Source organism: Stappia sp. ABD4_338, assembly GCF_056312175.1.
In genome coordinates this window covers 2,028,095-2,048,226 of record NZ_CM149982.1, presented here as the reverse complement: position 1 = coordinate 2,048,226, position 20,132 = coordinate 2,028,095, and the positions used below count along the sequence as shown (strand labels likewise).

Below are 20,132 nucleotides of genomic sequence, written 5' to 3'. Positions count from 1 at the left end.
GGTCAGTAGCGACGGAAGAGGGAGACGAGCCGCCCCTGCACGCGAACCCGGCCGGGACCGAAGATACGTGTCTCATAGGCCGGGTTGGCGGCTTCCAGCGCGATGGACGCCCCCTTCTTGCGCAGCCGCTTGAGTGTCGCTTCCTCGTCGTCCACCAGCGCGACCACGATGTCGCCGCTGTCGGCACTGTCCGTGCGACGGATCACCACCGTGTCGCCATCGAGAATGCCGGCGTCGATCATGGAATCGCCGCGCACCTCAAGCGCATAGTGCTCGCCGTTGCCGAGCAGGTCGGCGGGGATGGCAATGGAATGGCTGTGGCTCTGGATCGCCTCGATGGGAACTCCCGCAGCGATCCGGCCCATGACCGGGATCGACACGTTTTCGGTCTCCGGCATGTCCTGAGCGGGGGGCGGGGGAGGCGTGTCGGCGGGTTTTCCGAGCGATCCCTCGATGACGGAGGGCGAGAAGCCCCGGCCCCGGTTGGCCGCGAGCCCCGGCGCCACCGATTCCGGCAGCTTGACGATCTCAAGCGCCCGGGCCCGGTTGGGAAGCCGGCGAATGAAGCCACGCTCCTCGAGCGCCGTGATGAGACGGTGAATGCCGGACTTGGAGCGCAGGTCGAGCGCGTCCTTCATCTCGTCGAACGAGGGCGGAACGCCCGTCTCCTTGAGACGCTCATGTATGAAGAGGAGCAACTCGTGCTGCTTGCGCGTCAACATCCTTCGGCAATCCTCTTCCTTGGGCCGGACCGTTACGCGGAGCCCGGCCATTCGCCATACGCCCCTTGTCCGGTCTTGCCAGGCCGTCGTGCCGGCCGTGCATGGCAATCTCGTAGCGTTCGCACCACCGCTTGCGTCCATGTGCCGGCCCGTATTCGAGCCGAATTCACACGCCCGCCACCAACTGCGTGCCGCGGGCCGGATACGCCGGAAAACGTCCGTTTCGCATCGACTCAGGCGATGGACAAATCATGAACGGATCCTACCCGTTCCCGGCTTGTTCCACAACCGGCGATTTGACGGCGGAGGGAAGGTGGCGGGAGACGGGACGACAGGGGGAGGGGGATCAGCCGCGATGCAGGCGCAGCACGGGCACCGGCGCGCCGGGCTCCAGCGCTTCGGCGTGGGGCGGGCGCACCACCAGGGCGTCGGCCCGCGCGAACGTGGCGAGCATGGAGGAATCCTGCCGCTCGAAAGGCTGCACCCGTTCCACGCCGTCGTCGCCGAACACAAGGCTGGCGCGCAGGTAGTCCTCGCGCCGGTCGTTGGCCGGAACCGGACTTGCGAGCGGCAGCATTTCCCGTCGCGGTCGGGCCGCGTCCGGGTGTCCGGAAAGCGCGAGGATCAGCGGTTTCAGGAACAGCAGCGCGCAGACGAGGCTCGAGACCGGATTTCCCGGAAGACCCAGAACCCGCATGTCGTCGATGCGTCCGGCCATCAGCGGCTTTCCCGGACGCATGGCGATGCGCCAGAAGGAGAGGTCCATGCCGGCGTTGCCGAGCGCGTCCTGCACGAGATCATGGTCGCCGACCGAGGCGCCGCCGAGGGTCACGAGAATATCGGCACCAGCCGCCTGCGCCGCACGGATCTTCTCCGCGAGCGCCTCATGTGTGTCGCGCGCGATGCCGAGCATGATCGCCTCGCCGCCGCAATCCTCGACGAAAGCCGCGAGACCCGTGTCGTTCGACGCGATGATCTGGTCGGCGGCGGGATCGCCACCCGGCGCGACGAGTTCGTCGCCGGTCGCGAGAACGGCCACCTTCGGCTTGCGATGGACGCTCACGCTGCCGTGGTTCATGGCGGCGGCGAGCGCCAGTTCGCGAAAGCCGAGCCTGCGACCCTGCGCGAGCAGCACCTCGCCTTGCGCGAAGTCGAGCCCCGCGGCGCGGATGAAGCGGCCCGGGGCGGCGGCCTCGAGAGCGGTGACCCGCTCGCCCTCGCGCGTCGCGTTTTCCTGGATCAGGATCGTGTCGGCGCCCTCGGGCACGGGCGCGCCGGTGAAGATGCGCACGGCTTCGCCCGGTCCGACACGGCCGTTGAACGCGTGGCCCGCCGGGGCCTCGCCGATGACCGTGAGATGCGCGGGCGGCGCGGCGATGTCTTCGGCCCTTACCGCGTAGCCGTCCATGGCGGAGGCGGGGAAGGGGGGCTGGTCGCGATGGGCGGCGAGGTCACGCGCGAGCACCCGGCCGTTGGCCCGCGACAGCGCAATGTCCTCGCTCCCGAGCGGAACGGTGCCCGACAGCAACCGCGTGAGCGCTTCCTCGACGGAGATGAGCCCGTCGCCGCTCACGACCTGTCGTCCTGTCTGACGAGCCCGTCCGCGCCGCGCGACCAGTCGCCGGATTTTCCGCCCGACTTGGCGTTCACGCGAATGCCGCCGATCTCCATTCCCCGGTCCACGGCCTTCGCCATGTCGTAGATCGTGAGGCACGCCGTGCTGACGGCGGTAAGCGCTTCCATCTCGACGCCGGTCCGCCCCGAAACGCGTACCAGCGCGGTGACCTTCAGCCCCGGCAGCGAGTCGTCGGGCTCGATCTCGACCGCGACCTTGGACAGCGCCAGCGGATGGCAGAGCGGAATGAGCTCGTGGGTGCGCTTGGCGGCCATGATGCCGGCAATGCGCGCGATGCCGATGACGTCGCCCTTCTTGGCGTTGCCCTCACGGATCATGGCGAGCGTTTCGGGCAGCATGGTCACATGCCCCTCGGCGACCGCCTCGCGGGAGGTCTCCGCCTTGTCCGCCACATCGACCATGCTCGCCGCGCCGCTGGCGTCGAGATGGGTGAGGCGGGGCTCGCTCTCGCGCTCGCTCATGCTGCTGGTTCCCGGGCTCTCAGCCGGCGAGCGGGGCCGTGTCGCGGGCGAGCAGCGCGCGCGTCGCGCCCGCCACGTCCGCCTGGCGCATCAGGCTCTCGCCGATCAGGAAGGTGGAGATGCCGACCTTGCCCATGCGGGCGAGATCGGCGGGCGTGAAGAGGCCGGATTCCCCGACCACCAGCCGGTCGGCGGGCACCATCGGGGCAAGCTGCTCGCTGGTGGCGAGGTCGGTCTCGAAGGTCCGCAGGTTCCGGTTGTTGATGCCGATGAGCGGGGAGGACAGCTTCAGCGCCCTCTCCATCTCCCGTGCGTCATGAACCTCGAGCAGCACGTCCATGCCGAGATCCAGCGCCGTCGCCTCAAGGCTCGCCGCCGTCTCGTCGTCCAGTGCGGCCAGGATCACGAGGATGCAGTCCGCGCCCCAGGCGCGCGCCTCGTAGACCTGATAGGTCTCGTAGAGAAAATCCTTGCGCAACGCCGGCAGGCCGGTCGCCTCGCGGGCCTGGCCGAGAAACTCCGGCGCGCCCTGGAACGAGGGCCCGTCGGTGAGAACGGACAGACATGCGGCGCCTCCCTCCTCATAGGCACGGGCAAGGGCCGGAGGATCGAAGTCGGCGCGGATCAGGCCCTTGGAAGGGCTGGCCTTCTTGATCTCGGCGATGAGACCGTAGTCTCCCGCAGCCTTGCGCGCGCGAAGGGCAGCCGCGAAGCCGCGCGGGGCGGATGCGGCGGCGGCGCGCGCCTCGATCTCCGCCTGGGAGACGGCGGCCCTGGCGGCGGCGATCTCCTCGCGCTTGTAGGCCTCGATGCGGGTCAGGATGTCAGCCATGTCCGGCCTCGCGGGTCGAGACGGCGACGAGCTTCTCCAGCGTCTTGAGCGCGGCGCCGCTGTCGATCGCCTGTGCGGCAAGCTTCACGCCCTCGGCAAGGTCGCCCGCCTTGCCGGCGACCACGAGGGTCGCGCCCGCGTTCATGAGCACCGTGTCGCGATAGGCGGACGGCTTGCCCTCCAGAACCTGGCGCAGAGCCACGGCATTCTCGGGACCTTCGCCGCCCTTCAGGTCGGCGGGCGTGCACACGGGAAGGCCGACCTGTTCCGGCGTCACGTCGAAGCTGCGGATCTCGCCGTTCTTCAGTTCTGCCACATGGGTGGGACCGGTGCCGGTGATCTCGTCGAGACCGTCCGAACCGTGCACGACCCAGGCGGCCTCGGCGCCGAGCGCCTTGAGCACTTCGGCGATGGGCTCCACCCAGCGGCGGGCGAAGACGCCGACCATCTGGCGTTTCACGCCGGCCGGGTTGGACAGCGGTCCGAGCAGGTTGAAGATGGTGCGCGTGCCCAGCTCCGCGCGGGCCGGGCCCACGTGCTTCATCGCCGAGTGGTGGTTGGGCGCGAACATGAAGCCCAGGCCCGCCTCGCGAATGCAGGTGGAAATGGCCGCCGGCGGAATGTCGATGTCGACACCCAGCGCCATCAGCACGTCCGCCGCGCCGGATTTCGACGACATGGAACGGTTGCCGTGCTTGGCCACGGGAACGCCGCAGCCCGCGACCACGAAGGCCGAGCAGGTGGAGATGTTGTAGCTGCCGGAGGAATCGCCCCCGGTTCCCACCACGTCGACCGCGTCGGCGGGAGCGTCCACTGGCAGCATCTTCGCCCGCATGGTGGCCACCGCGCCGGCGATCTCGTCCACGGTCTCGCCGCGCACCCGCAGCGCCATGAGGAAGCCGCCGATCTGCGAGGGCGTCGCCGCGCCGGACATGATCGTGTCGAACGCCTGCCGGGCTTCCTCGCGCGAGAGCGCGTTTCCGTCCGCCGCCTTCGCGATCAGGGTCTTGAGGTTGCTCATCCGTGTTCCCCTTGCGGCGCTCAGCCGCCCTGGCCGGCGCCGATGACGCGGTTGAGGTTGGCCTGGTTCACGCTGACGCCGAGCGCGGCTTCCCGCTCCTGGACGTACTGGCCGATGATCGAGGCCTGAAGGGCCTCGCCAAGCCGCGTGTCGAGCGTCGCGATCTCGCCCTGTTCGCGGAAGAAGGCCGGCACCTGCACATCGGCGACGCGGTAGACCACTCGCGATCCGTCGGAGGCGGTCGCGCGGCCCACGGTTCCGACCGGGCCGGAGAAGGCGCCGCTCACCGCGTCGGCCGGCAGCGGTCCGCCGCTCGTCGAGCGCTTCACGCCCTCGGCGGTCCGCACCTCGGTGCCCCGCTCCGCCGCAAGGGCCGCAAGCTCGCCGCCGTCGTTCAGGGCGGAGACCATCTCCTCGGCGGCCGCATCGAGGCGCTTGCCGCGCTCGGCCTCGGTCCACGCGGCCACGACCTGGTCGCGCACCTCGTCAAGCGAACGGTCACGGGCCGGAACGACCTCGGAGACCTCGAACCACAGGAAGCCGGTGCGCCCCATCTGCAGCACGTCCGTCTCGATGCCCACGTCGCTGTCGAACACGTCGGAGACCAGCCCGTCCACCTCGGGAAGGGTGGCCTTGCCGCCGTCCATGGTGTTGCCCTGGGCGTCGAAGGCCGGCGGCGTGTCGAGCGTCAGGTTGAACCGTTCCGAGACCTCGGCCAGCGTCGCGCCGCCGGCGCGCGCATCCTCGATCTCGTCGTGCAGGTCGAGAATCTCGCGTGTGGCCTTTTCCACCGCGATCTCCTGGCGCAGCGTGTCCGCGACCTCCGCCAGCGGCGTCTTGTGCGCCGGGCTGACCTCGGTGACCTTGAGCAGGACCGGCGCGAAACGCCCCTCGACGAGACCGGAAGCCTCGCCCTCGCCAAGCGCGAAGGCCGCCTCAGCGATTGCCGGATCCACCAGGTCGCCGCGCGTCATCAGACCCAGGTCGATGTCCTCGGCGTTGATCTGCAGTTCGGCGAGGATGTCGTCGAAGCTCTTGCCGGCCTCGAGGGCGGCGCGCGCGGTGTCCTGCGCCTCTTCGCTCGTCAGGGAAAGCTGCAGGATGCGGCGACGCTCCGGCTCGCCGAAGCGGGAGGTGTCGGCCTCGTAGGCCTGCCGCACCTCGTCCTCGCTCACCTCGTCCGGCTTGGCGATTTTTTCCGGCGTGAGCTCCAGAAGCACGGCCTTGCGGTACTCGGGCGCGCGGAAGCGGGCCTTGTTGTCCTCGAAATAGGCCGACAGGGTCTCCGCGTCGGGGGCGGGGATCTCGCCGGCGGCCGCCGCGTCGAGAACAACGAAGTTCACCGTGCGGGTTTCGTTGGCGTGCTGGTTGAAGGCCTCGAGCATCGGCGCGGGCGTCTTGATGCCGCCGCCGAGGGCCTCGGCGATCTGGCGGCGCTCCTCGAAGCGACGACGCTCGGCGACGAACTCGTCCTCGGTGAAGCCGTTGGCCTGCAGAACGCGGGCGAGCAAGGCGCGGTCGAAACCGCCGCCGGGCGCCTGGAAGGCGGGCGCGGTCTGGATCAGGCGCACCATCTCTTCGTCGGAGACGCCAAGGTTGAGGTCGGTCGCGGTCTGGTTCAGCGCGGCTTCCGCGAGAAGCTGGCCGAGCACCTGGCCCGGCAGGCCGAAGGCCGCGCCCTCGACGGTCGACAGCGGGCGGCCGATCTGGCGGCCGATGCGGTCGAGCTCCTGGCGGTAGGCGCGGTCGAACTCGACGACGGAGATGCCCTCGTCTCCCACCGTGGCGACCTTGTCGCTGCCGATGTTCAGCATGCTGCCCGAGATGCCCCAGACCGCGAAGCTCAGCACGAGAAGAATGAGGAGGAGTTTCGAAATCCAGGACTTTGCGCCTTCGCGCAGAGTATTGAGCATAGGGGGTGTCCGTCGGTTCTCGTGCGTTCTCGGGTGATGTCCGGCGCTGACACGCATCGCCTTGCCGGAGCGCGCGGATCATAGAGATGCCACGCTGTGAGGGCAAGGCGGGGCAGGGGCGGCTTCGCGCCTTGTTCGCGCAGGGGCGGGCGCCCTCCGCCGGGACTAGATCCGGAGGCGTGCGCCGGGCGTCGCGCGCTTGATCGTGCGCGAAATTCTGCTACGCCACGCAAGCATCGAGATACAGGCGCGGTCCGTTTCACCAGGGATACGGCGCGCCGCTTCGGGAGACGAGAGACATGACCGCACCGCTTCGCCCGCTGATCGCCGGAAACTGGAAGATGAACGGGCTGTCGTCGTCGCTCGGCGAGCTCGGTTCGATCGTTGCAGGAATCGGTCCGGCTCCGGCCGCCGACGTCGCCATCTGCCCGCCGGCAACGCTGGTGTCCTCGGCCGTCGCGGCGGCGTCGGGATCGCCGCTCCTGATCGGCGGGCAGGATTGCCACGCCGCCGAGAAGGGTGCCTACACGGGGGATATCTCGGCGGAAATGCTTGCCGATGCGGGCGCTTCCCTCGTCATCGTCGGTCACTCCGAGCGGCGCGCCGACCATGGCGAGAGCGATGCCGAGGTGCGCGCCAAGGCGGAGGCCGGCTGGCGTGCGGGCCTGACGGCCATCGTCTGCGTCGGTGAGAGCGAGGAGGAACGTCGCGGCGGAATCGCGGAAGAGGTGGTCGGACGCCAGCTCGCCGGATCGCTTCCCGAGGGCGCGACGGGGGCCAACCTGGTCGTTGCCTATGAGCCGATCTGGGCCATCGGCACCGGTCTGACGCCGACGGTGGAGGATGTCGCCGTCATGCATGCCTTCATGCGCTCGGAACTCGTGCGCCGCTTCGGCGACGAGGGGCGGGCGATGCGTCTTCTCTATGGCGGTTCGGTGAAGCCGTCGAACGCGGGCGAGCTTCTGGGCGTGCCCGATGTCGATGGCGCGCTCGTCGGCGGTGCCAGCCTGAAGGCTGTCGACTTCCTCGGTATTCTCGCGGCCCTCGACTGATCCCCGCCCGTGGTGGTCGCGCGGCGGAGATCAAGGGTGGAAACACGCGCGGGCTTGGTGTAGAACCCGCGCAAATTCTCACAGTAAAGACTGGTCCTCGATGGAAACCGTTCTCATCGTTATTCACCTGATGGTGGTGCTTGCCCTCGTGCTTGTCGTGCTGCTGCAGCGTTCCGAAGGTGGCGCGCTCGGTATCGGCGGCGGCGGTGGCGGCATGATGACCGCGCGCGGCAGCGCCAACATCCTGACCCGCGCCACGGCGGCGCTTGCGGTCGCCTTCTTCGCGACCTCGATCGCGCTGGCGATTCTGGCCCGCATGGACGAGCGTCCCGCCTCCATCCTCGATGCCGCTCCCGGCACGCCCACCTCGGGCCCGGCGGCGGACGGTACCAGCGGGTCCGGCAACGGCATTCTCGACCAGCTTCGCCCCCAGGGCGGCACGCAACAGGACACGCAGCCCGCGCCGAGCGGACCGCAGGTTCCCGCGGCCGAGTAAGCCGCTTTCGGGCCGGCGATCGCCGGCCCCGGCGCAACGATCTCATCCGATGCCCCGCGACGCGGTTTCGCGGGGCATTTTCTTGTGTGTTAACTCACGACCGGGCGGACGAATCGCCGCCCGAAGACTTATGGTAATTGCCCATGGCGCGATACATCTTCATCACTGGCGGCGTGGTGTCTTCGCTCGGCAAGGGGCTTGCGTCTGCGGCCCTTGGAGCGCTTCTGCAGGGCCGCGGCTACAGGGTCCGGCTGCGCAAGCTCGATCCCTATCTGAACGTCGATCCGGGCACCATGAGCCCGTATCAGCACGGCGAGTGCTTCGTCACCGACGACGGGGCCGAGACGGATCTGGACCTCGGCCACTACGAGCGTTTCACCGGACGTCCCGCCAACAAGCAGGACAACATCACCACCGGGCGGATCTACAAGGAGATCATCGCCAAGGAGCGCCGGGGCGACTACCTCGGCGGCACGGTGCAGGTGATTCCCCACGTCACGGACGCCATCAAGGCCTTCGTGCTCGACGGCAACGAGGATTATGACTTCGTGCTGTGCGAGATCGGCGGAACGGTGGGCGACATCGAGGGACTGCCGTTCTTCGAGGCGATCCGTCAGCTCGGCAACGAGCTGCCGCGCGGCCACGCGGTCTATATCCACCTGACGCTGATGCCCTTCATCGCGACGGCGGGCGAGTTGAAGACCAAGCCGACCCAGCACTCGGTGAAGGAACTGCGCTCCATCGGCATCCAGCCCGACATTCTCATGGTGCGCTGCGATCGCAAGATCCCGGACGGCGAGCGGCGCAAGCTGTCGCTCTTCTGCAATGTCCGCGAGAGCGCCATCGTGCCGGCCTATGACGTCAAGTCGATCTACGACGTGCCGATCGCCTATCACGAGGAAGGGCTCGACGAGGAGGTGCTCTCCGCCTTCGGCATCACCGGCGCGCCGACGCTGGACCTGTCGCGCTGGACGGAGATCTCGGAGAACCTCGCCAATCCCGAGGGCGAGGTCACCATCGCCATCGTCGGCAAGTACACGGTGCTCAAGGATGCCTACAAGTCGCTGATCGAGGCGATCGTGCATGGCGGCATCGCGAACCACGTGCGGGTCAAGACCGAGTGGATCGATTCGGAGATCTTCGAGAAGGAGGATCCCTCGCCCTGGCTCGAGCACGTCAACGGCATTCTCGTGCCCGGCGGCTTCGGCGAGCGCGGCGCGGAAGGCAAGATCGCCGCCGCCCGTTTCGCGCGCACCCACAACGTGCCTTATTTCGGCATCTGCTTCGGAATGCAGATGGCGGTCATCGAGGCCGCGCGCAATCTCGCCGGCATCACGGCCGCCAATTCGACCGAGTTCGGCGAGACGAGCGAGCCGGTCGTCGGCCTTATGACCGAATGGGCGCGCGGCAACACGCTGGAGCAGCGTGCGGCCGACGGCGAACTCGGCGGCACCATGCGGCTCGGCGCCTATCCGGCGAAGCTGGAGGAGGGGTCGCGCATCGCCGCGATCTACGGCAGCGAGGAAATTTCCGAGCGTCACCGTCATCGCTATGAAGTGAACATCGGCTATCGCGAGCGCCTGGAGCAGGCGGGGCTGCGCTTCGCCGGCACGTCGCCGGACGGGGCGCTGCCGGAGACCGTGGAGATCGACGATCATCCGTGGTTCATCGGCGTGCAGTATCACCCGGAGCTGAAGTCGCGGCCCTTCGAGCCGCATCCGCTCTTTGCCTCCTTCGTCGCCGCGGCGGTGGAGCAGAGCCGGCTGGTGTGAATGTTACGAGCCTTCCGCCGCGCAACCCGCGCGGCGGGGGCGACCCGGACGCGGGAGCGGTCCGGGCAACACAAGAGGGGAGGGGCGGGCGTGCGGCCACGCGGTCTCGATCATGTCGTCTGGCCGGTGCGCGATCTCGATGCCGCCGCCGCCTTGTTCGAAACGCTCGGGTTCACGGTGACCCCGCGTGCCCGTCATCCCTGGGGCACGGAGAACCGCCTCGTCCAGCTTGACGGCGCCTTTCTCGAACTTCTGACGATCGGTGGCGATGCCGCGATCCCGGATGCGGCACCCGGCACGCTGTCCTTCGGTGCCTTCAATCGCGATTTCCTCGCCCGTGGCGAGGGCGGCTCGATGATCGTGCTGGAAAGCGGCGACGCGGCCTCCGATCGCGCCTCCTTCGAGGCCGCCGGCCTGAAGGTCTTCGAGCCGTTCTCCTTCGGTCGCACCCAGGAGCTTTCCGACGGCACGACGCGCGAGGTCCGCTTCGATCTCACCTTCGTCGAAAACCCGCTCGACGCGTCGCTCGGCTATTTCACCTGTCACAACCTGTTTCCGGAAAACTTCTGGTCCAGCGCCTACCAGACCCACGGCAACGGCGTGCGCGCGCTCGAGGCGGTCGTGCTGACGACGGACGAGCCGGCCGACCAGGCCGAGTTCTGGAAGGCGTTCACCGGGCGGCGCGAGATGCGCGCCACCAGCCTCGGCATCACGATCTCGACCCCGCGCGGCGACATCCGCATCATGACACCGGCCGCCTATGGCGCACTGTTTGGCGACGACATGGCGCCGGTGGAGGGCAACCGTCTTGCCGCGCTGGTGCTTGCCGGCGGCGATGTCGAGGCGATTGCGCGCCGCGCCGCCGATGCTGGCCTGTCCATGGACCGGGTGTCGGAGGGATTGCGCCTGCGGGCCGCCGATGCCTTCGGCATCACGCTTGTGTTCGTGTGATCCGCGCGTAGTCTTTCCTCAGGGCAGGGGCAAGACAACGGGAACGAACAAGGGGGTGCGGAGACGGTTGCGGCTGCCTTTACCGGACCGAAACCCCGGGCGTTCCAAAAGACACGCATGAAGTGCACGATCGGGCGGCTCGCCCGGTCTGCTTGGAGCCGGGCCGACGATCGGGAATCGCGTCGCCGGAGAGCTTGAAGAAGGACGGAACCATGTCTCACTCGACCAGGGCACTGCTCAGGGCCTCGGCCGCCGCTCTCGCGGTTCTCGCGCTTGCCGCCTGCAATCCGTCCGACGATACAGCGGCGAAGAAGCCCGAACCGCCGACCGTGACCGTCGCCGCGGCCCAGAACAAGGACGTGCGCCAGTCGACGACCTTCGTCGGCCAGATCCAGGCGGTGGACGATGTCCAGATCCTTGCCCGCGTGTCCGGTTTCCTGGAGGCCAAGCACGTCGACGACGGCGCCATGGTCAAGAAGGACCAGCTGCTGTTCTCGATCGAGAAGACTTCCTACGAGGCGGCCGTCGCCTCGGCCGAGGCGGATGTGGCCAATGCCCGCGCGGATGCCGCGCTCAAGGCAGCCGATTTGGCCCGCGATACGGATCTCTACCAGAAGGGCCACATCTCCAAGGCCAAGTTCGACGCGACCACGGCGGCCAAGGAGCAGTCCGACGCGAACGTCGAGGCAGCCGATGCCCGGCTGAAGACGGCAAAGCTCAACCTCAGCTACACCGAGATTTCGGCACCCTTCGACGGCCAGATCAGCAAGACGGCCTTCAGCGTCGGCGATGTGCTCGGCCCCAACAGCGGCCCCATCACACGCCTGGTCAGCAAGGCGCCGGTCTATGTGAGTTTCGCCATCAGTGAAAAGCAGCTCCTGGACACGGTGAAGGGACGGGGAGCCGCCGGCTCCATCGTTGCCGAGGACATTCCGGACGTGCACCTTGTGCTGCCCAACAACGAGACCTATGGCGAGAACGGCGACATCGTGTTCCTCGACAACCGGGTCGATCCCAAGACGGGCACGATCTCCCTGCGCGCCAAGTTCGACAACAAGGACGGTCTCCTGGTTCCCGGCACCTTCGTGAGCGTCGTGATCGAGGCGCAGAAGGCGCAGAAGGAACTGGTGATCCCGCAGGCGGCGATCCAGCGCAACCAGCAGGGCCCCTTCGTGCTGGCGGTGAACGACAAGAACCTGGTCGAGCAGCGCCAGGTCGAGCTCGGCGCCCAGGTCGGTTCGGATTTCGTGGTTACCAAGGGACTGCAGCAGGGTGAGCGCGTCATCACGCTCGGCCTGCAGAAGGTGCGTCCCGGCGTGCCGGTCAAGACGGCGACCGACCCCAACGCGGCGGCCGACGCCAAGCCGGCGGAGTAACGCCTGATGTTCTCGCGCACCTTCATCTACAGGCCGAAATTCGCCCTCGTCATCTCGATCGTCATCACGATCGCGGGCCTGATCGGCTACGCCACGCTGCCCGTCGAGCAGTTCCCGAACATCACGCCGCCGGTGGTGAACGTCTCCGCCACCTACACCGGCGCCAGCGCCGACGTGGTCGAGAGCACGGTCGCGGCCCCCATCGAGGGGCAGGTGAACGGCGTCGACGACATGATCTACATGGAGTCGAACAGCACCGACAACGGCAGCTATTCGCTCAACGTCACCTTCGCCGTCGGCACCGATCCGGACATCGCCACCGTCAACGTGCAGAACCGCGTGGCCCAGGCCACCAGCATGTTGCCCAGCGAGGTGACGCAGAACGGCGTCACGGTGCAGAAGTCCTCGACCAACATGCTGCTGGTCGTCACGCTCTACTCGCCGAACAAGACCTACGACGAACTGTTCCTGTCGAACTACGCCTCGATCAACCTGAAGGACGCGCTGGCCCGCGTTCCCGGCGTCGGCAAGGCGGACGTTCTCACCGACTTCTCGTACGGCATGCGGATCTGGCTCGATCCCGACCGCCTGTCGAGCCTCGGCATGGCGCCGTCCGACTTCATTTCCGCCGTGCGCGACCAGAACATCCAGGTCGCCGCCGGCCAGATCGGCGCGCCGCCCGTGCCCGAGGGTCAGCAGTTCCAGTACACGGTCAAGGCCAAGGGGCGCCTGTCGACCAAGGAGGAGTTCGAGAGCATCATTCTGCGCACTGGTGCCGACGGCGCCCTTGTGCGCATCGGTGACGTGGCCCGCGTCGAGCTGGGGTCCCAGTTCTATTCGGCGAACGGCCGCTACGACAGCCAGCCCGCGACGGTGATCGCCGTCTACCAGGCGCCGGGAGCCAACGCGCTTGCCGTCGCCGAGGGCGTTCGCAAGCGCCTCGACGAACTGGCCTCCGCCTTCCCGAAGGACATGGCCTATGACGTGCCCTTCGACACGACCGAATTCGTGGAGCGCTCGCTCGACGACGTGGTGACGACCCTCATGATCACCTTCGGCCTCGTGGTCGCGGTGGTCTTCGTGTTCCTCGGAAACTGGCGCGCGACGATCGTTCCCACCATCGCGATTCCCGTGTCGCTGATCGGCACCTTCGCGATTCTTCTCGCCGCCGGCATGTCGCTCAACACCATCAGCCTTTTCGCTCTGGTGCTGGCCATCGGCATCGTCGTCGATGACGCGATCATCGTGGTGGAGAACGTCGAGCGCCTCATTCACGACGAGGGCCTGCCGCCCAAGGAAGCGGCGGTGAAGGCCATGACGCAGATCACCGCGCCGGTGATCGCCACGACGCTCGTCCTGCTCGCGGTCTTCGTGCCGACGATCTTCATGCCAGGCATCACCGGGCGTCTCTACTCCCAGTTCGCCATCACCATCTCGGTGTCGGTGCTCATTTCCTCCATCAACGCGCTGACACTGTCGCCGGCCCTGTGCGGCCTCATTCTCAAGGCGCACGAGGAAGAGCCGAAGGGCATCTTCGCGCTGTTCGAGAAGGGCGTCAGCGGCGCCCGGAACGCCTATGTCGGCGTCGTGTCGCGCCTGCTTCCGCGTGCCTACGTCGGCGTCCTGGCCGTGCTTCTGGCGATCGGCGGCATCGTTCTTCTGGACGGCAAGCTGCCCAAGGGCTTCCTGCCGCTCGAGGACCAGGGCTACCTGATGGTCGACGTGCAGCTTCCCGACGGCGCCGCGCTGCCGCGTACGTCGGTGATCACCACGGACATGGAAGACCGCCTCAAGGACATCGACGGCATCGAGCACGTCATCACGGTGAACGGCTTCTCGATCCTCAATTCCGGACTGGCGACCAATTCCGCGCTGGTCATCGTCAAGCTCACCAACTGGTCGAAGCGCGAGAAACCCTCGTTGAGCGCCGACGCGATTCTCGCCGAGCTCTGGCAGGAGTTCGCCACGATCCCGGGCGCCAGCATCATCGCCTTCAACGCGCCGCCCATTCCCGGTCTCGGGACCACGGCCGGCGTGGAGATGAAGGTTCAGCAGACCGGCGGCGGCTCGCCGCAGGATCTCGCCTCGGCGATCGGTTCCATGGTCTATTCCTCGAACCAGCTTCCCTCGGTGGCCCAGGCCTATTCGACCTTCCGGGCGAACGTGCCGCAGCTCTTCGTCGATCTCGACCGCTCGCGGGCCAAGCTTCTCGATGTTGGCATCAGCGATGTCTTCGCCACGCTGCAGGCCTATCTCGGGTCTTACTACGTCAACGACTTCAACATCTTCGGCCGTGTGTACAAGGTCATGATCCAGGCCGAGGGCGCCTATCGCGACCGGGCCGACGACATCGGGCGTCTCTATGTACGCTCGGGCTCCGGAGACATGGTCCCGCTGCGCTCGCTGGTCCAGGTGGAGAACGTCCTCGGTCCGCAGATCCTGAACCGGTACAACATGTTCCGCTCGGCGTCGGTGAATGCCTCTCCGGCGGCCGGCGCATCCACCGGCACCTTGATGGTGGGCATGGCTCAGACGGCCGAGGAGGCTCTTCCCTCGGGCTACACCTTCGAGTGGACGGGAACGGCGCTGCAGCAGCAGGGCGCGGGCGCCGTCGTGGTGCTGGTCCTCATGTTCTCGATCCTCTTCGCCTATCTCTTCCTGGTCGCCCAGTACGAGAGCTGGTCGATGCCCGTGGCCATTCTGCTCACGGTGACGATCGCGCTGCTCGGCGCCTTCGTCGCGGTGCTGGTGACCGGGCGGGACGTCAACCTCTACACCCAGATCGGCATGATCATGCTGGTCGGCCTGGGTGCGAAGAACGCGATCCTGATCGTCGAGTTCGCCATGGAGGAGAGGGCGGCCGGACGGTCGATCCGCGAGGCGGCGCGCCAGGCGGCCCACCTGCGTTTCCGCGCCGTGATGATGACCGCGCTGGCCTTCCTGCTCGGTGTCGTGCCGCTGCTCACCGCCTCGGGCGCGGGCGCGGCCAGCCAGCAGGCGATCGGCTTCGCGGTCTTCGGCGGCATGGCCTTCGCCACCGCCTTCGGCGTCGTCTTCGTGCCTGTGCTCTATGTGGTGATGCAGTCGCTGCGCGAGCGGGTGAAGGGTGTCTACAAGGGCATCGACGCGCCGGGCGAGACGCCGGAAGGACCCGACGGCGGGCCGGACCATGACGAGGGAAGCGCCCGTCCGGCGTGACCCGATCGAGCAAACCGGATCGGGCGGCGCTTGCGTGCCGCCCGACTTCTGTGAACGCGGGGCAATAACCGCTTGTCTTCATGCGCCCCCGTTGTTACAGGGATGCGCGTTGGGAGCCTGTAGCTCAGCTGGTAGAGCAACTGACTTTTAATCAGTAGGTCCAGGGTTCGAACCCCTGCGGGCTCACCAACTTTTCTCTCTCTGCCTTTTCGATGATCCTGAACACGCGCCACGATTTCGGCGTGCGGCACGGCATGTTCCGCCGGTTGCTTGTCTTCTTCCAGCTTGCGACGACGGTGTTCGCTCCGCCCCTGCGCGACACATCGAAGGTGCCGACCTGCTCGCGCCGGAAAAGGTCGCAAATCATATTTCCGAAAATGTTTCCGCACTGTGTGGTCGCAATCGGGCGCCGAACGTATTAACGTTTTGGTTGCCCCGGCGTGCAATACTTGGGTGAATCGGGTGAGCGAACACCCGACATGCTTGCAATGCCGGGCCTGACGAGAGATCGTTGTCCCGCCGGATGCCGGAGAACCGGCCCGTTCGCAAGCATCGGGGACCGCCGGCGGCGGCGGGGTGGACAGACGGATCATGGACAGGTCGTCGCGATGCGTGAAAGCATCGTGTCGGCCTTAGAAGGCTGGATTGGAGCCGCCGATGTCACACGACGGATCAGACGGACACACCCCGGGCGCGGCCGAATTCGAGTTCCTCAAGGGACATATCGCGGCCACGATGACGCTGATTCACGGCCTTATCGCGCAAGGCGCGCTCGACCGCCATGCGCTCGACGCCTATTTCACCGACTATCTCAGCCAGCTTCCCCACACCCGGCAGACGCTGGCGCTGAGACTGGTGATCGACCAGTGGCGCCAGGGCCTTCGCGACGGGCAGGACGAGGCGGAGCTGCGCCGCAATTTCCTTGAGGTCATCCAGGGCGGTCGCGGGCCGGAGTAACCCGGGCCCGCACCCCTCAGGGGTCCTGTCGCCCGAACGCCAGGCGCACGCGCGCGAACACGCCGCGAAGATCGCCTTCGACCAGCCACGCAATTCCGATCCGGCTTCCCAGCGCGATCGCCATGATCGTCACGGGAGCCGTGAGTGAAAGCGTCGATGCGGCGCTGAGGCCCTGGCCCACCGTGCAGCCGTAGGCCAGGATTCCGCCGGTGCCCATCAGGAAGGCTCCGATGAGATGCCGGCGAAGCTCGCGCACGTCGTCGCAGGCTTCCCAGCGAAACTCCCGTTTCAGGCGCGCCCCGGCGAAGGCGCCCGCGATCACGCCGAACACTGAGCCGATTCCGAAGGTGATGGCCGCGCCGGAAAACGTCATCAGGTAGACGATGGCATCGCCGAGCGGTCGCACGAAGGTGAAGGATTCCAGTCGCTGGGGCGCGAAGGGATCGGCGCCGAGCCGCGCCGTGACGAGCCATCCGGCGGCGATCGCGAGACCGACGGCCCCCCCGCTCCAGATCAGGCGCGGGGCCTGACGAAAGCTTCCGCCACCGAGCGCCCAGCCGCCGAGAACGACGGCAACGGCGAGGCCGGGCAGGGCGCCCGTGTCGAGCCCCGCCACCCTGTCGACGAGCGCGTCCAGGGACGGGGCGGGCTGTGCCGTCGCGCCGCGCGGCTCGAACACGACACGGCGCAGCAGTCCGGTAATGCCGCCCATTGCCATGTAGGCCGAGACGCCCATGACGAGGAAGGTCACGACCGCGCGCAGGTCGCCACCGCCGATGCGCGCCAGCGTTCCGAACCCGCAGGTTCCGACAAGCGCCATGCCGAGGCCGAACATCAGCCCGCCGACGACGGCCCCGGACCACGGAATGGCGTGGCCGAGGTAGACCGAGCGAGACAGGTCGATCAGTCCGGCGTGGGCAAGCACCTGCGTTGCCGCCATGGCGACGGCGATGGCCAGCGCCCAGGCGCGCAGGCGTCTCGTGTCACCGCCGAGAAACCAGTCCTCGAGCGCGCCCATGGCGCAGAAGCGCCCGACCCGCGCGGCGACACCGAGCACCGCGCCGCCACCGAAGCCGGCCAGGGCCAGCAAGGCGCCGGTTGAAAGTTCCATGGTCCTGCCTCCTCCCAGGGTGTGGACCGTCCGCTTTCCGGTCTCGTGCCGCGCCGATCGCCTCCCGGCGGGGCACTGTCGCGGCCGGCTACTCCTTGCAGAACACGCTGTAGACGACCTCGATGACCTTGCGTGCGTCCTCGTTCGCCAGGCTGTAGTAGACCGTCTTGCCCTCGCGGCGCGTGGTCACGAGCTTGTCCATGCGCAGGCGCGCAAGCTGCTGGGAGACGGTCGGCTGGCGCAGGGCCAGCAGGGTCTCCAACTCGGTCACGGACTTTTCGCCCTCGGCCAGGATGCAAAGGATCAGAAGGCGGCTTTCGTGGGCGATCGCCTTGAGAAAGTCGCTCGCCGTCCTGGCGTTGTCGATGATCTTGTCGATGTCCGATCCGCACTCGATGTCGGCAACCCGCGGAAGTGCCAAGTGTGTCTCCATGTCATCTGGCCGGCTGCGTCCGCCGGCATTCGTTTGGTCCTGGGAACGGGGCCCGGCGCCGGGGAGGCAGCGCCATGCCGTCATCCCGCCGGGGTGGACGGGGCCTTCGTCGTGTCCGGCACCTGCGTGCGCGCGTTTTCGAGCATCTCGCCCAGAAGGCCCCAGAAGAAGTCCTTGCCCGGATATCCCCGGATGCGTCCGTATTCGACACCGTCGTGAACCAGGGCGAAGCTCGGCGTGAATCGTTCCACCGTCATCCAGGCCAGATCGTCGGGGACAGGCGCGAGGATGTCGACGCGACGAAGCGGCGCGGCGCGGCCCTCGTCGGTGCGGGGATAAATGCCGCCGATTTCTGCGTTCCAGCGTTCGCACCAGGAACACCCCTCGCGCTCGAACATCACCAGCTCGAGCGCGGCGGCCGGGAAGCCGTGACTCAATACGGAAAGAAATCCGAACAAAAATGCGAAAATTTTGCGCGAGAGTTGCACGTCGATGAGTCCGTTGGCGGTGGTTCGGCCCTTGTCAGCGCGACAATAGCAGGTTCATATGCGAATGCCAGAATGTGACGGGGTGACAGGCTGTCACATTGTCGTGCGGGTGCGCCTTGCGGCATGGACGTGTCGTGTCATGTGAGGCAGGAAGGGTGTCCAGCCGCCGGACGCCGGCACTTGCAATCTTGTCGCCGCCCGTGATTCCACGCCGCCGGCCGCATCGACCGTCCTCAGGGCGCGCGTTCAGGGAGTTCATCCATGCTTGGAGATGTCACGGTTGCCGGCGCTTTTCTGGCCGGTCTGCTGTCCTTCGTCTCGCCCTGCGTGCTGCCGCTGGTGCCGCCCTATCTCGGCTTCCTTGCCGGTGTCTCCCTCGACGAGCTGACCGGGGAGGGCGAAAAGAAGGCCGATCCACGCCGCATCTTCTTCGCCTCGCTTGCCTTCGTGCTCGGGTTCTCGACCGTCTTCGTCGCGCTCGGGGCCAGCGCCTCCTTCATCGGTCAGTTCGTTACCCGCCATCTCGACATTCTCGGATATGTCGCGGGCGTGGCCATCATCCTGATGGGACTGCATTTTCTGGGCGTGTTCCGGATCTCCCTGTTTTACCGCGAGGCGCGTGTCCACGTTGAGCGCAAGCCCGCCGGCCTGGTCGGCGCCTATGTCATCGGCCTTGCCTTTGCTTTCGGGTGGACGCCCTGCGTCGGTCCGATCCTGGCCTCGATCCTCTTCGTCGCTGGCAGCGAGGAGACGGTTCTGGGCGGCGCGGTGCTGCTCGCCGCCTATGCGCTCGGCATCGGGATCCCGTTTCTCGCGGCCAGCCTCTTCGCCGGCCCGTTCATGCGCTTCATGATCCGCTTTCGCCGTCACATGGGCCTCGTCGAAAAGGCCATGGGCGTGCTCATGATCCTGACCGGAATCGCCTTCATGACGGGTCAGATGGCCCGGCTTTCGTTCTGGCTTCTCGAGACCTTCCCCGTCCTTTCGACCATTGGCTAAGGCGCTTTTTCGCCGGTCCGCTTCCTCTGCCGCAGTGCGACAAGCTCCCCCAAGGGTTTGAAACCTTGAGGGAAAGCGCCTGTTTGCGCGCGTGTTGTTTCGCAAGTGCGAACGCATTCTCAAAATCGAATATGTGAATTGATCGCCCGGAAGGGACCTGTTACCTTTGTCTCGAGCCGCCACAAGAGCGGTCGCGACAGAATGACAAGTCCGGGTTCGCCGGCAGAGGGAAGGAACATGCCCATGAGCCTCATTCGGGGAGGCGTGGCGGCCGTTTGCGCGCTGATGATCGGTGCTGCGGCGGCCAACGCGGAGGAACTGGTTTCCTACGAGATTGTCGACGGCACGATCCCGGCATCGCTTACCGGCCAGCCGGGTGATCCGGCCGCAGGCCGCAAGGTTCTGTTCGACCGCAAGCTCGGCAACTGCCTGGCCTGCCACATGGTTTCGGATCTTGAGGACCAGCCGTTCCACGGCGAGGTCGGCCCGCCGCTGGACGGGGTGGCGGACCGCTGGGACGAGGCGACGCTGAGGATGCTCATCGTCAACGCCAAGCAGGTCTACGACGGTACGATCATGCCGTCCTTCTACAAGAATTCGGGCTTCGTCCGCATCGCGACGCAGTTCGAGGGCAAGCCGATCCTGACCGCCCAGCAGGTCGAGGACGTCGTCGCCTACCTGATGACGCTGAAGGACTGACGCGGCCCACCGCGC

Annotated in this window: 18 protein-coding genes and 1 tRNA gene; 10 read left to right on the top strand and 9 right to left on the bottom strand. The window is 67.2% G+C overall.

Going from position 1 to position 20,132, the window contains the following annotated elements; all coding sequences use genetic code 11:
* Positions 1 to 2 precede the first annotated feature (2 nt).
* The 6 genes from lexA to ACYX4S_RS09435 form a co-directional block, all read right to left on the bottom strand.
* The gene (gene lexA / locus ACYX4S_RS09460) at positions 3 to 722 is read right to left on the bottom strand and encodes a transcriptional repressor LexA (protein WP_476362721.1); all 720 of its coding nucleotides are present in this window, start codon (positions 720 to 722) and stop codon (positions 3 to 5) included.
* 346 nt (positions 723 to 1,068) lie between these two features.
* Entirely contained in the window at positions 1,069 to 2,295 is a 1,227-nt protein-coding gene (locus ACYX4S_RS09455; RefSeq protein ID WP_476362720.1) for a molybdopterin molybdotransferase MoeA, read from the bottom strand.
* On the bottom strand, positions 2,292 to 2,819 hold the full coding sequence (gene moaC, locus ACYX4S_RS09450) for a cyclic pyranopterin monophosphate synthase MoaC (RefSeq protein ID WP_293723224.1): 528 nt from the start codon (positions 2,817 to 2,819) through the stop codon (positions 2,292 to 2,294). Before moaC ends, ACYX4S_RS09455 begins: the two co-directional genes overlap by 4 nt.
* A 19-nt stretch (positions 2,820 to 2,838) precedes the next feature.
* Positions 2,839 to 3,651, bottom strand: coding sequence for an indole-3-glycerol phosphate synthase TrpC (trpC, locus tag ACYX4S_RS09445; RefSeq protein WP_422068647.1), 813 nt, complete (start codon positions 3,649 to 3,651; stop codon positions 2,839 to 2,841).
* Positions 3,644 to 4,672 carry an anthranilate phosphoribosyltransferase gene (gene trpD / locus ACYX4S_RS09440; RefSeq protein ID WP_422068648.1) on the bottom strand — a complete coding sequence of 343 codons (1,029 nt, stop codon included), beginning with the start codon at positions 4,670 to 4,672 and terminating at the stop codon, positions 3,644 to 3,646. Before trpD ends, trpC begins: the two co-directional genes overlap by 8 nt.
* Before the next feature lie 20 nt (positions 4,673 to 4,692).
* Complete coding sequence (locus ACYX4S_RS09435) at positions 4,693 to 6,585, bottom strand: peptidylprolyl isomerase (RefSeq protein WP_476362719.1); 1,893 nt, start codon at positions 6,583 to 6,585, stop codon at positions 4,693 to 4,695.
* 299 nt (positions 6,586 to 6,884) lie between these two features.
* Between ACYX4S_RS09435 and tpiA the strand changes: the two genes are divergently transcribed.
* The 8 genes from tpiA to ACYX4S_RS09395 all read left to right on the top strand — a co-directional run bounded on the left by tpiA (position 6,885) and on the right by ACYX4S_RS09395 (position 16,387).
* Positions 6,885 to 7,637 carry a triose-phosphate isomerase gene (gene tpiA / locus ACYX4S_RS09430; protein WP_476362718.1) on the top strand — a complete coding sequence of 251 codons (753 nt, stop codon included), beginning with the start codon at positions 6,885 to 6,887 and terminating at the stop codon, positions 7,635 to 7,637.
* A gap of 100 nt (positions 7,638 to 7,737) precedes the next feature.
* Positions 7,738 to 8,133: a preprotein translocase subunit SecG gene (gene secG, locus ACYX4S_RS09425; protein ID WP_476362717.1), complete on the top strand. Its 396-nt coding sequence runs from the start codon at positions 7,738 to 7,740 to the stop codon at positions 8,131 to 8,133.
* A gap of 143 nt (positions 8,134 to 8,276) precedes the next feature.
* On the top strand, positions 8,277 to 9,905 hold the full coding sequence (locus tag ACYX4S_RS09420; RefSeq protein WP_422068652.1) for a CTP synthase: 1,629 nt from the start codon (positions 8,277 to 8,279) through the stop codon (positions 9,903 to 9,905).
* A 90-nt stretch (positions 9,906 to 9,995) separates the two neighbouring features.
* Entirely contained in the window at positions 9,996 to 10,856 is an 861-nt protein-coding gene (locus ACYX4S_RS09415; RefSeq protein WP_476362716.1) for a VOC family protein, read from the top strand.
* Between the two features lie 212 nt (positions 10,857 to 11,068).
* Positions 11,069 to 12,232 (top strand): efflux RND transporter periplasmic adaptor subunit, encoded by a 1,164-nt coding sequence (locus ACYX4S_RS09410; protein ID WP_476362715.1) that lies wholly within the window; start codon positions 11,069 to 11,071, stop codon positions 12,230 to 12,232.
* 6 nt (positions 12,233 to 12,238) lie between these two features.
* Entirely contained in the window at positions 12,239 to 15,430 is a 3,192-nt protein-coding gene (locus ACYX4S_RS09405) for an efflux RND transporter permease subunit (RefSeq protein WP_476362714.1), read from the top strand.
* A 113-nt stretch (positions 15,431 to 15,543) separates the two neighbouring features.
* A tRNA-Lys gene (locus tag ACYX4S_RS09400) sits at positions 15,544 to 15,619 on the top strand.
* A 468-nt stretch (positions 15,620 to 16,087) separates the two neighbouring features.
* Positions 16,088 to 16,387 carry a hypothetical protein gene (locus tag ACYX4S_RS09395; protein WP_293723245.1) on the top strand — a complete coding sequence of 100 codons (300 nt, stop codon included), beginning with the start codon at positions 16,088 to 16,090 and terminating at the stop codon, positions 16,385 to 16,387.
* A gap of 16 nt (positions 16,388 to 16,403) precedes the next feature.
* On the opposite strand, the gene ACYX4S_RS09390 is transcribed toward ACYX4S_RS09395, so the two are convergent.
* The 3 genes from ACYX4S_RS09390 to ACYX4S_RS09380 form a co-directional block, all read right to left on the bottom strand.
* The gene (locus tag ACYX4S_RS09390; protein ID WP_476362713.1) at positions 16,404 to 17,498 is read right to left on the bottom strand and encodes a YeeE/YedE family protein; all 1,095 of its coding nucleotides are present in this window, start codon (positions 17,496 to 17,498) and stop codon (positions 16,404 to 16,406) included.
* Between the two features lie 88 nt (positions 17,499 to 17,586).
* The gene (locus ACYX4S_RS09385) at positions 17,587 to 17,919 is read right to left on the bottom strand and encodes an ArsR/SmtB family transcription factor (protein WP_293723249.1); all 333 of its coding nucleotides are present in this window, start codon (positions 17,917 to 17,919) and stop codon (positions 17,587 to 17,589) included.
* Between the two features lie 92 nt (positions 17,920 to 18,011).
* A complete protein-coding gene (locus ACYX4S_RS09380; protein ID WP_476362712.1) occupies positions 18,012 to 18,419 on the bottom strand; it encodes a thioredoxin domain-containing protein in 408 nt (135 codons plus the stop codon).
* Positions 18,420 to 18,680: 261 nt separating this feature from the next.
* Between ACYX4S_RS09380 and ACYX4S_RS09375 the strand changes: the two genes are divergently transcribed.
* Both ACYX4S_RS09375 and soxX read left to right on the top strand, forming a co-directional pair.
* Positions 18,681 to 19,418: a cytochrome c biogenesis CcdA family protein gene (locus ACYX4S_RS09375; RefSeq protein WP_293723251.1), complete on the top strand. Its 738-nt coding sequence runs from the start codon at positions 18,681 to 18,683 to the stop codon at positions 19,416 to 19,418.
* 243 nt (positions 19,419 to 19,661) lie between these two features.
* Entirely contained in the window at positions 19,662 to 20,117 is a 456-nt protein-coding gene (gene soxX, locus ACYX4S_RS09370) for a sulfur oxidation c-type cytochrome SoxX (protein WP_422068657.1), read from the top strand.
* Positions 20,118 to 20,132 lie beyond the last annotated feature (15 nt).

Coding starts and splice junctions, on each gene's coding strand:
- secG (WP_476362717.1), top strand. CDS start 7,738: ATGGAAACCGTTCTCATCGTTATTCACCTGATGGTGGTGCTTGCCCTC.
- moaC (WP_293723224.1), bottom strand. CDS start 2,819: ATGAGCGAGCGCGAGAGCGAGCCCCGCCTCACCCATCTCGACGCCAGC.
- trpC (WP_422068647.1), bottom strand. CDS start 3,651: ATGGCTGACATCCTGACCCGCATCGAGGCCTACAAGCGCGAGGAGATC.
- trpD (WP_422068648.1), bottom strand. CDS start 4,672: ATGAGCAACCTCAAGACCCTGATCGCGAAGGCGGCGGACGGAAACGCG.
- ACYX4S_RS09390 (WP_476362713.1), bottom strand. CDS start 17,498: ATGGAACTTTCAACCGGCGCCTTGCTGGCCCTGGCCGGCTTCGGTGGC.
- ACYX4S_RS09395 (WP_293723245.1), top strand. CDS start 16,088: ATGTCACACGACGGATCAGACGGACACACCCCGGGCGCGGCCGAATTC.
- soxX (WP_422068657.1), top strand. CDS start 19,662: ATGAGCCTCATTCGGGGAGGCGTGGCGGCCGTTTGCGCGCTGATGATC.
- ACYX4S_RS09435 (WP_476362719.1), bottom strand. CDS start 6,585: ATGCTCAATACTCTGCGCGAAGGCGCAAAGTCCTGGATTTCGAAACTC.
- ACYX4S_RS09405 (WP_476362714.1), top strand. CDS start 12,239: ATGTTCTCGCGCACCTTCATCTACAGGCCGAAATTCGCCCTCGTCATC.
- ACYX4S_RS09410 (WP_476362715.1), top strand. CDS start 11,069: ATGTCTCACTCGACCAGGGCACTGCTCAGGGCCTCGGCCGCCGCTCTC.
- ACYX4S_RS09375 (WP_293723251.1), top strand. CDS start 18,681: ATGCTTGGAGATGTCACGGTTGCCGGCGCTTTTCTGGCCGGTCTGCTG.
- tpiA (WP_476362718.1), top strand. CDS start 6,885: ATGACCGCACCGCTTCGCCCGCTGATCGCCGGAAACTGGAAGATGAAC.
- lexA (WP_476362721.1), bottom strand. CDS start 722: ATGTTGACGCGCAAGCAGCACGAGTTGCTCCTCTTCATACATGAGCGT.
- ACYX4S_RS09420 (WP_422068652.1), top strand. CDS start 8,277: ATGGCGCGATACATCTTCATCACTGGCGGCGTGGTGTCTTCGCTCGGC.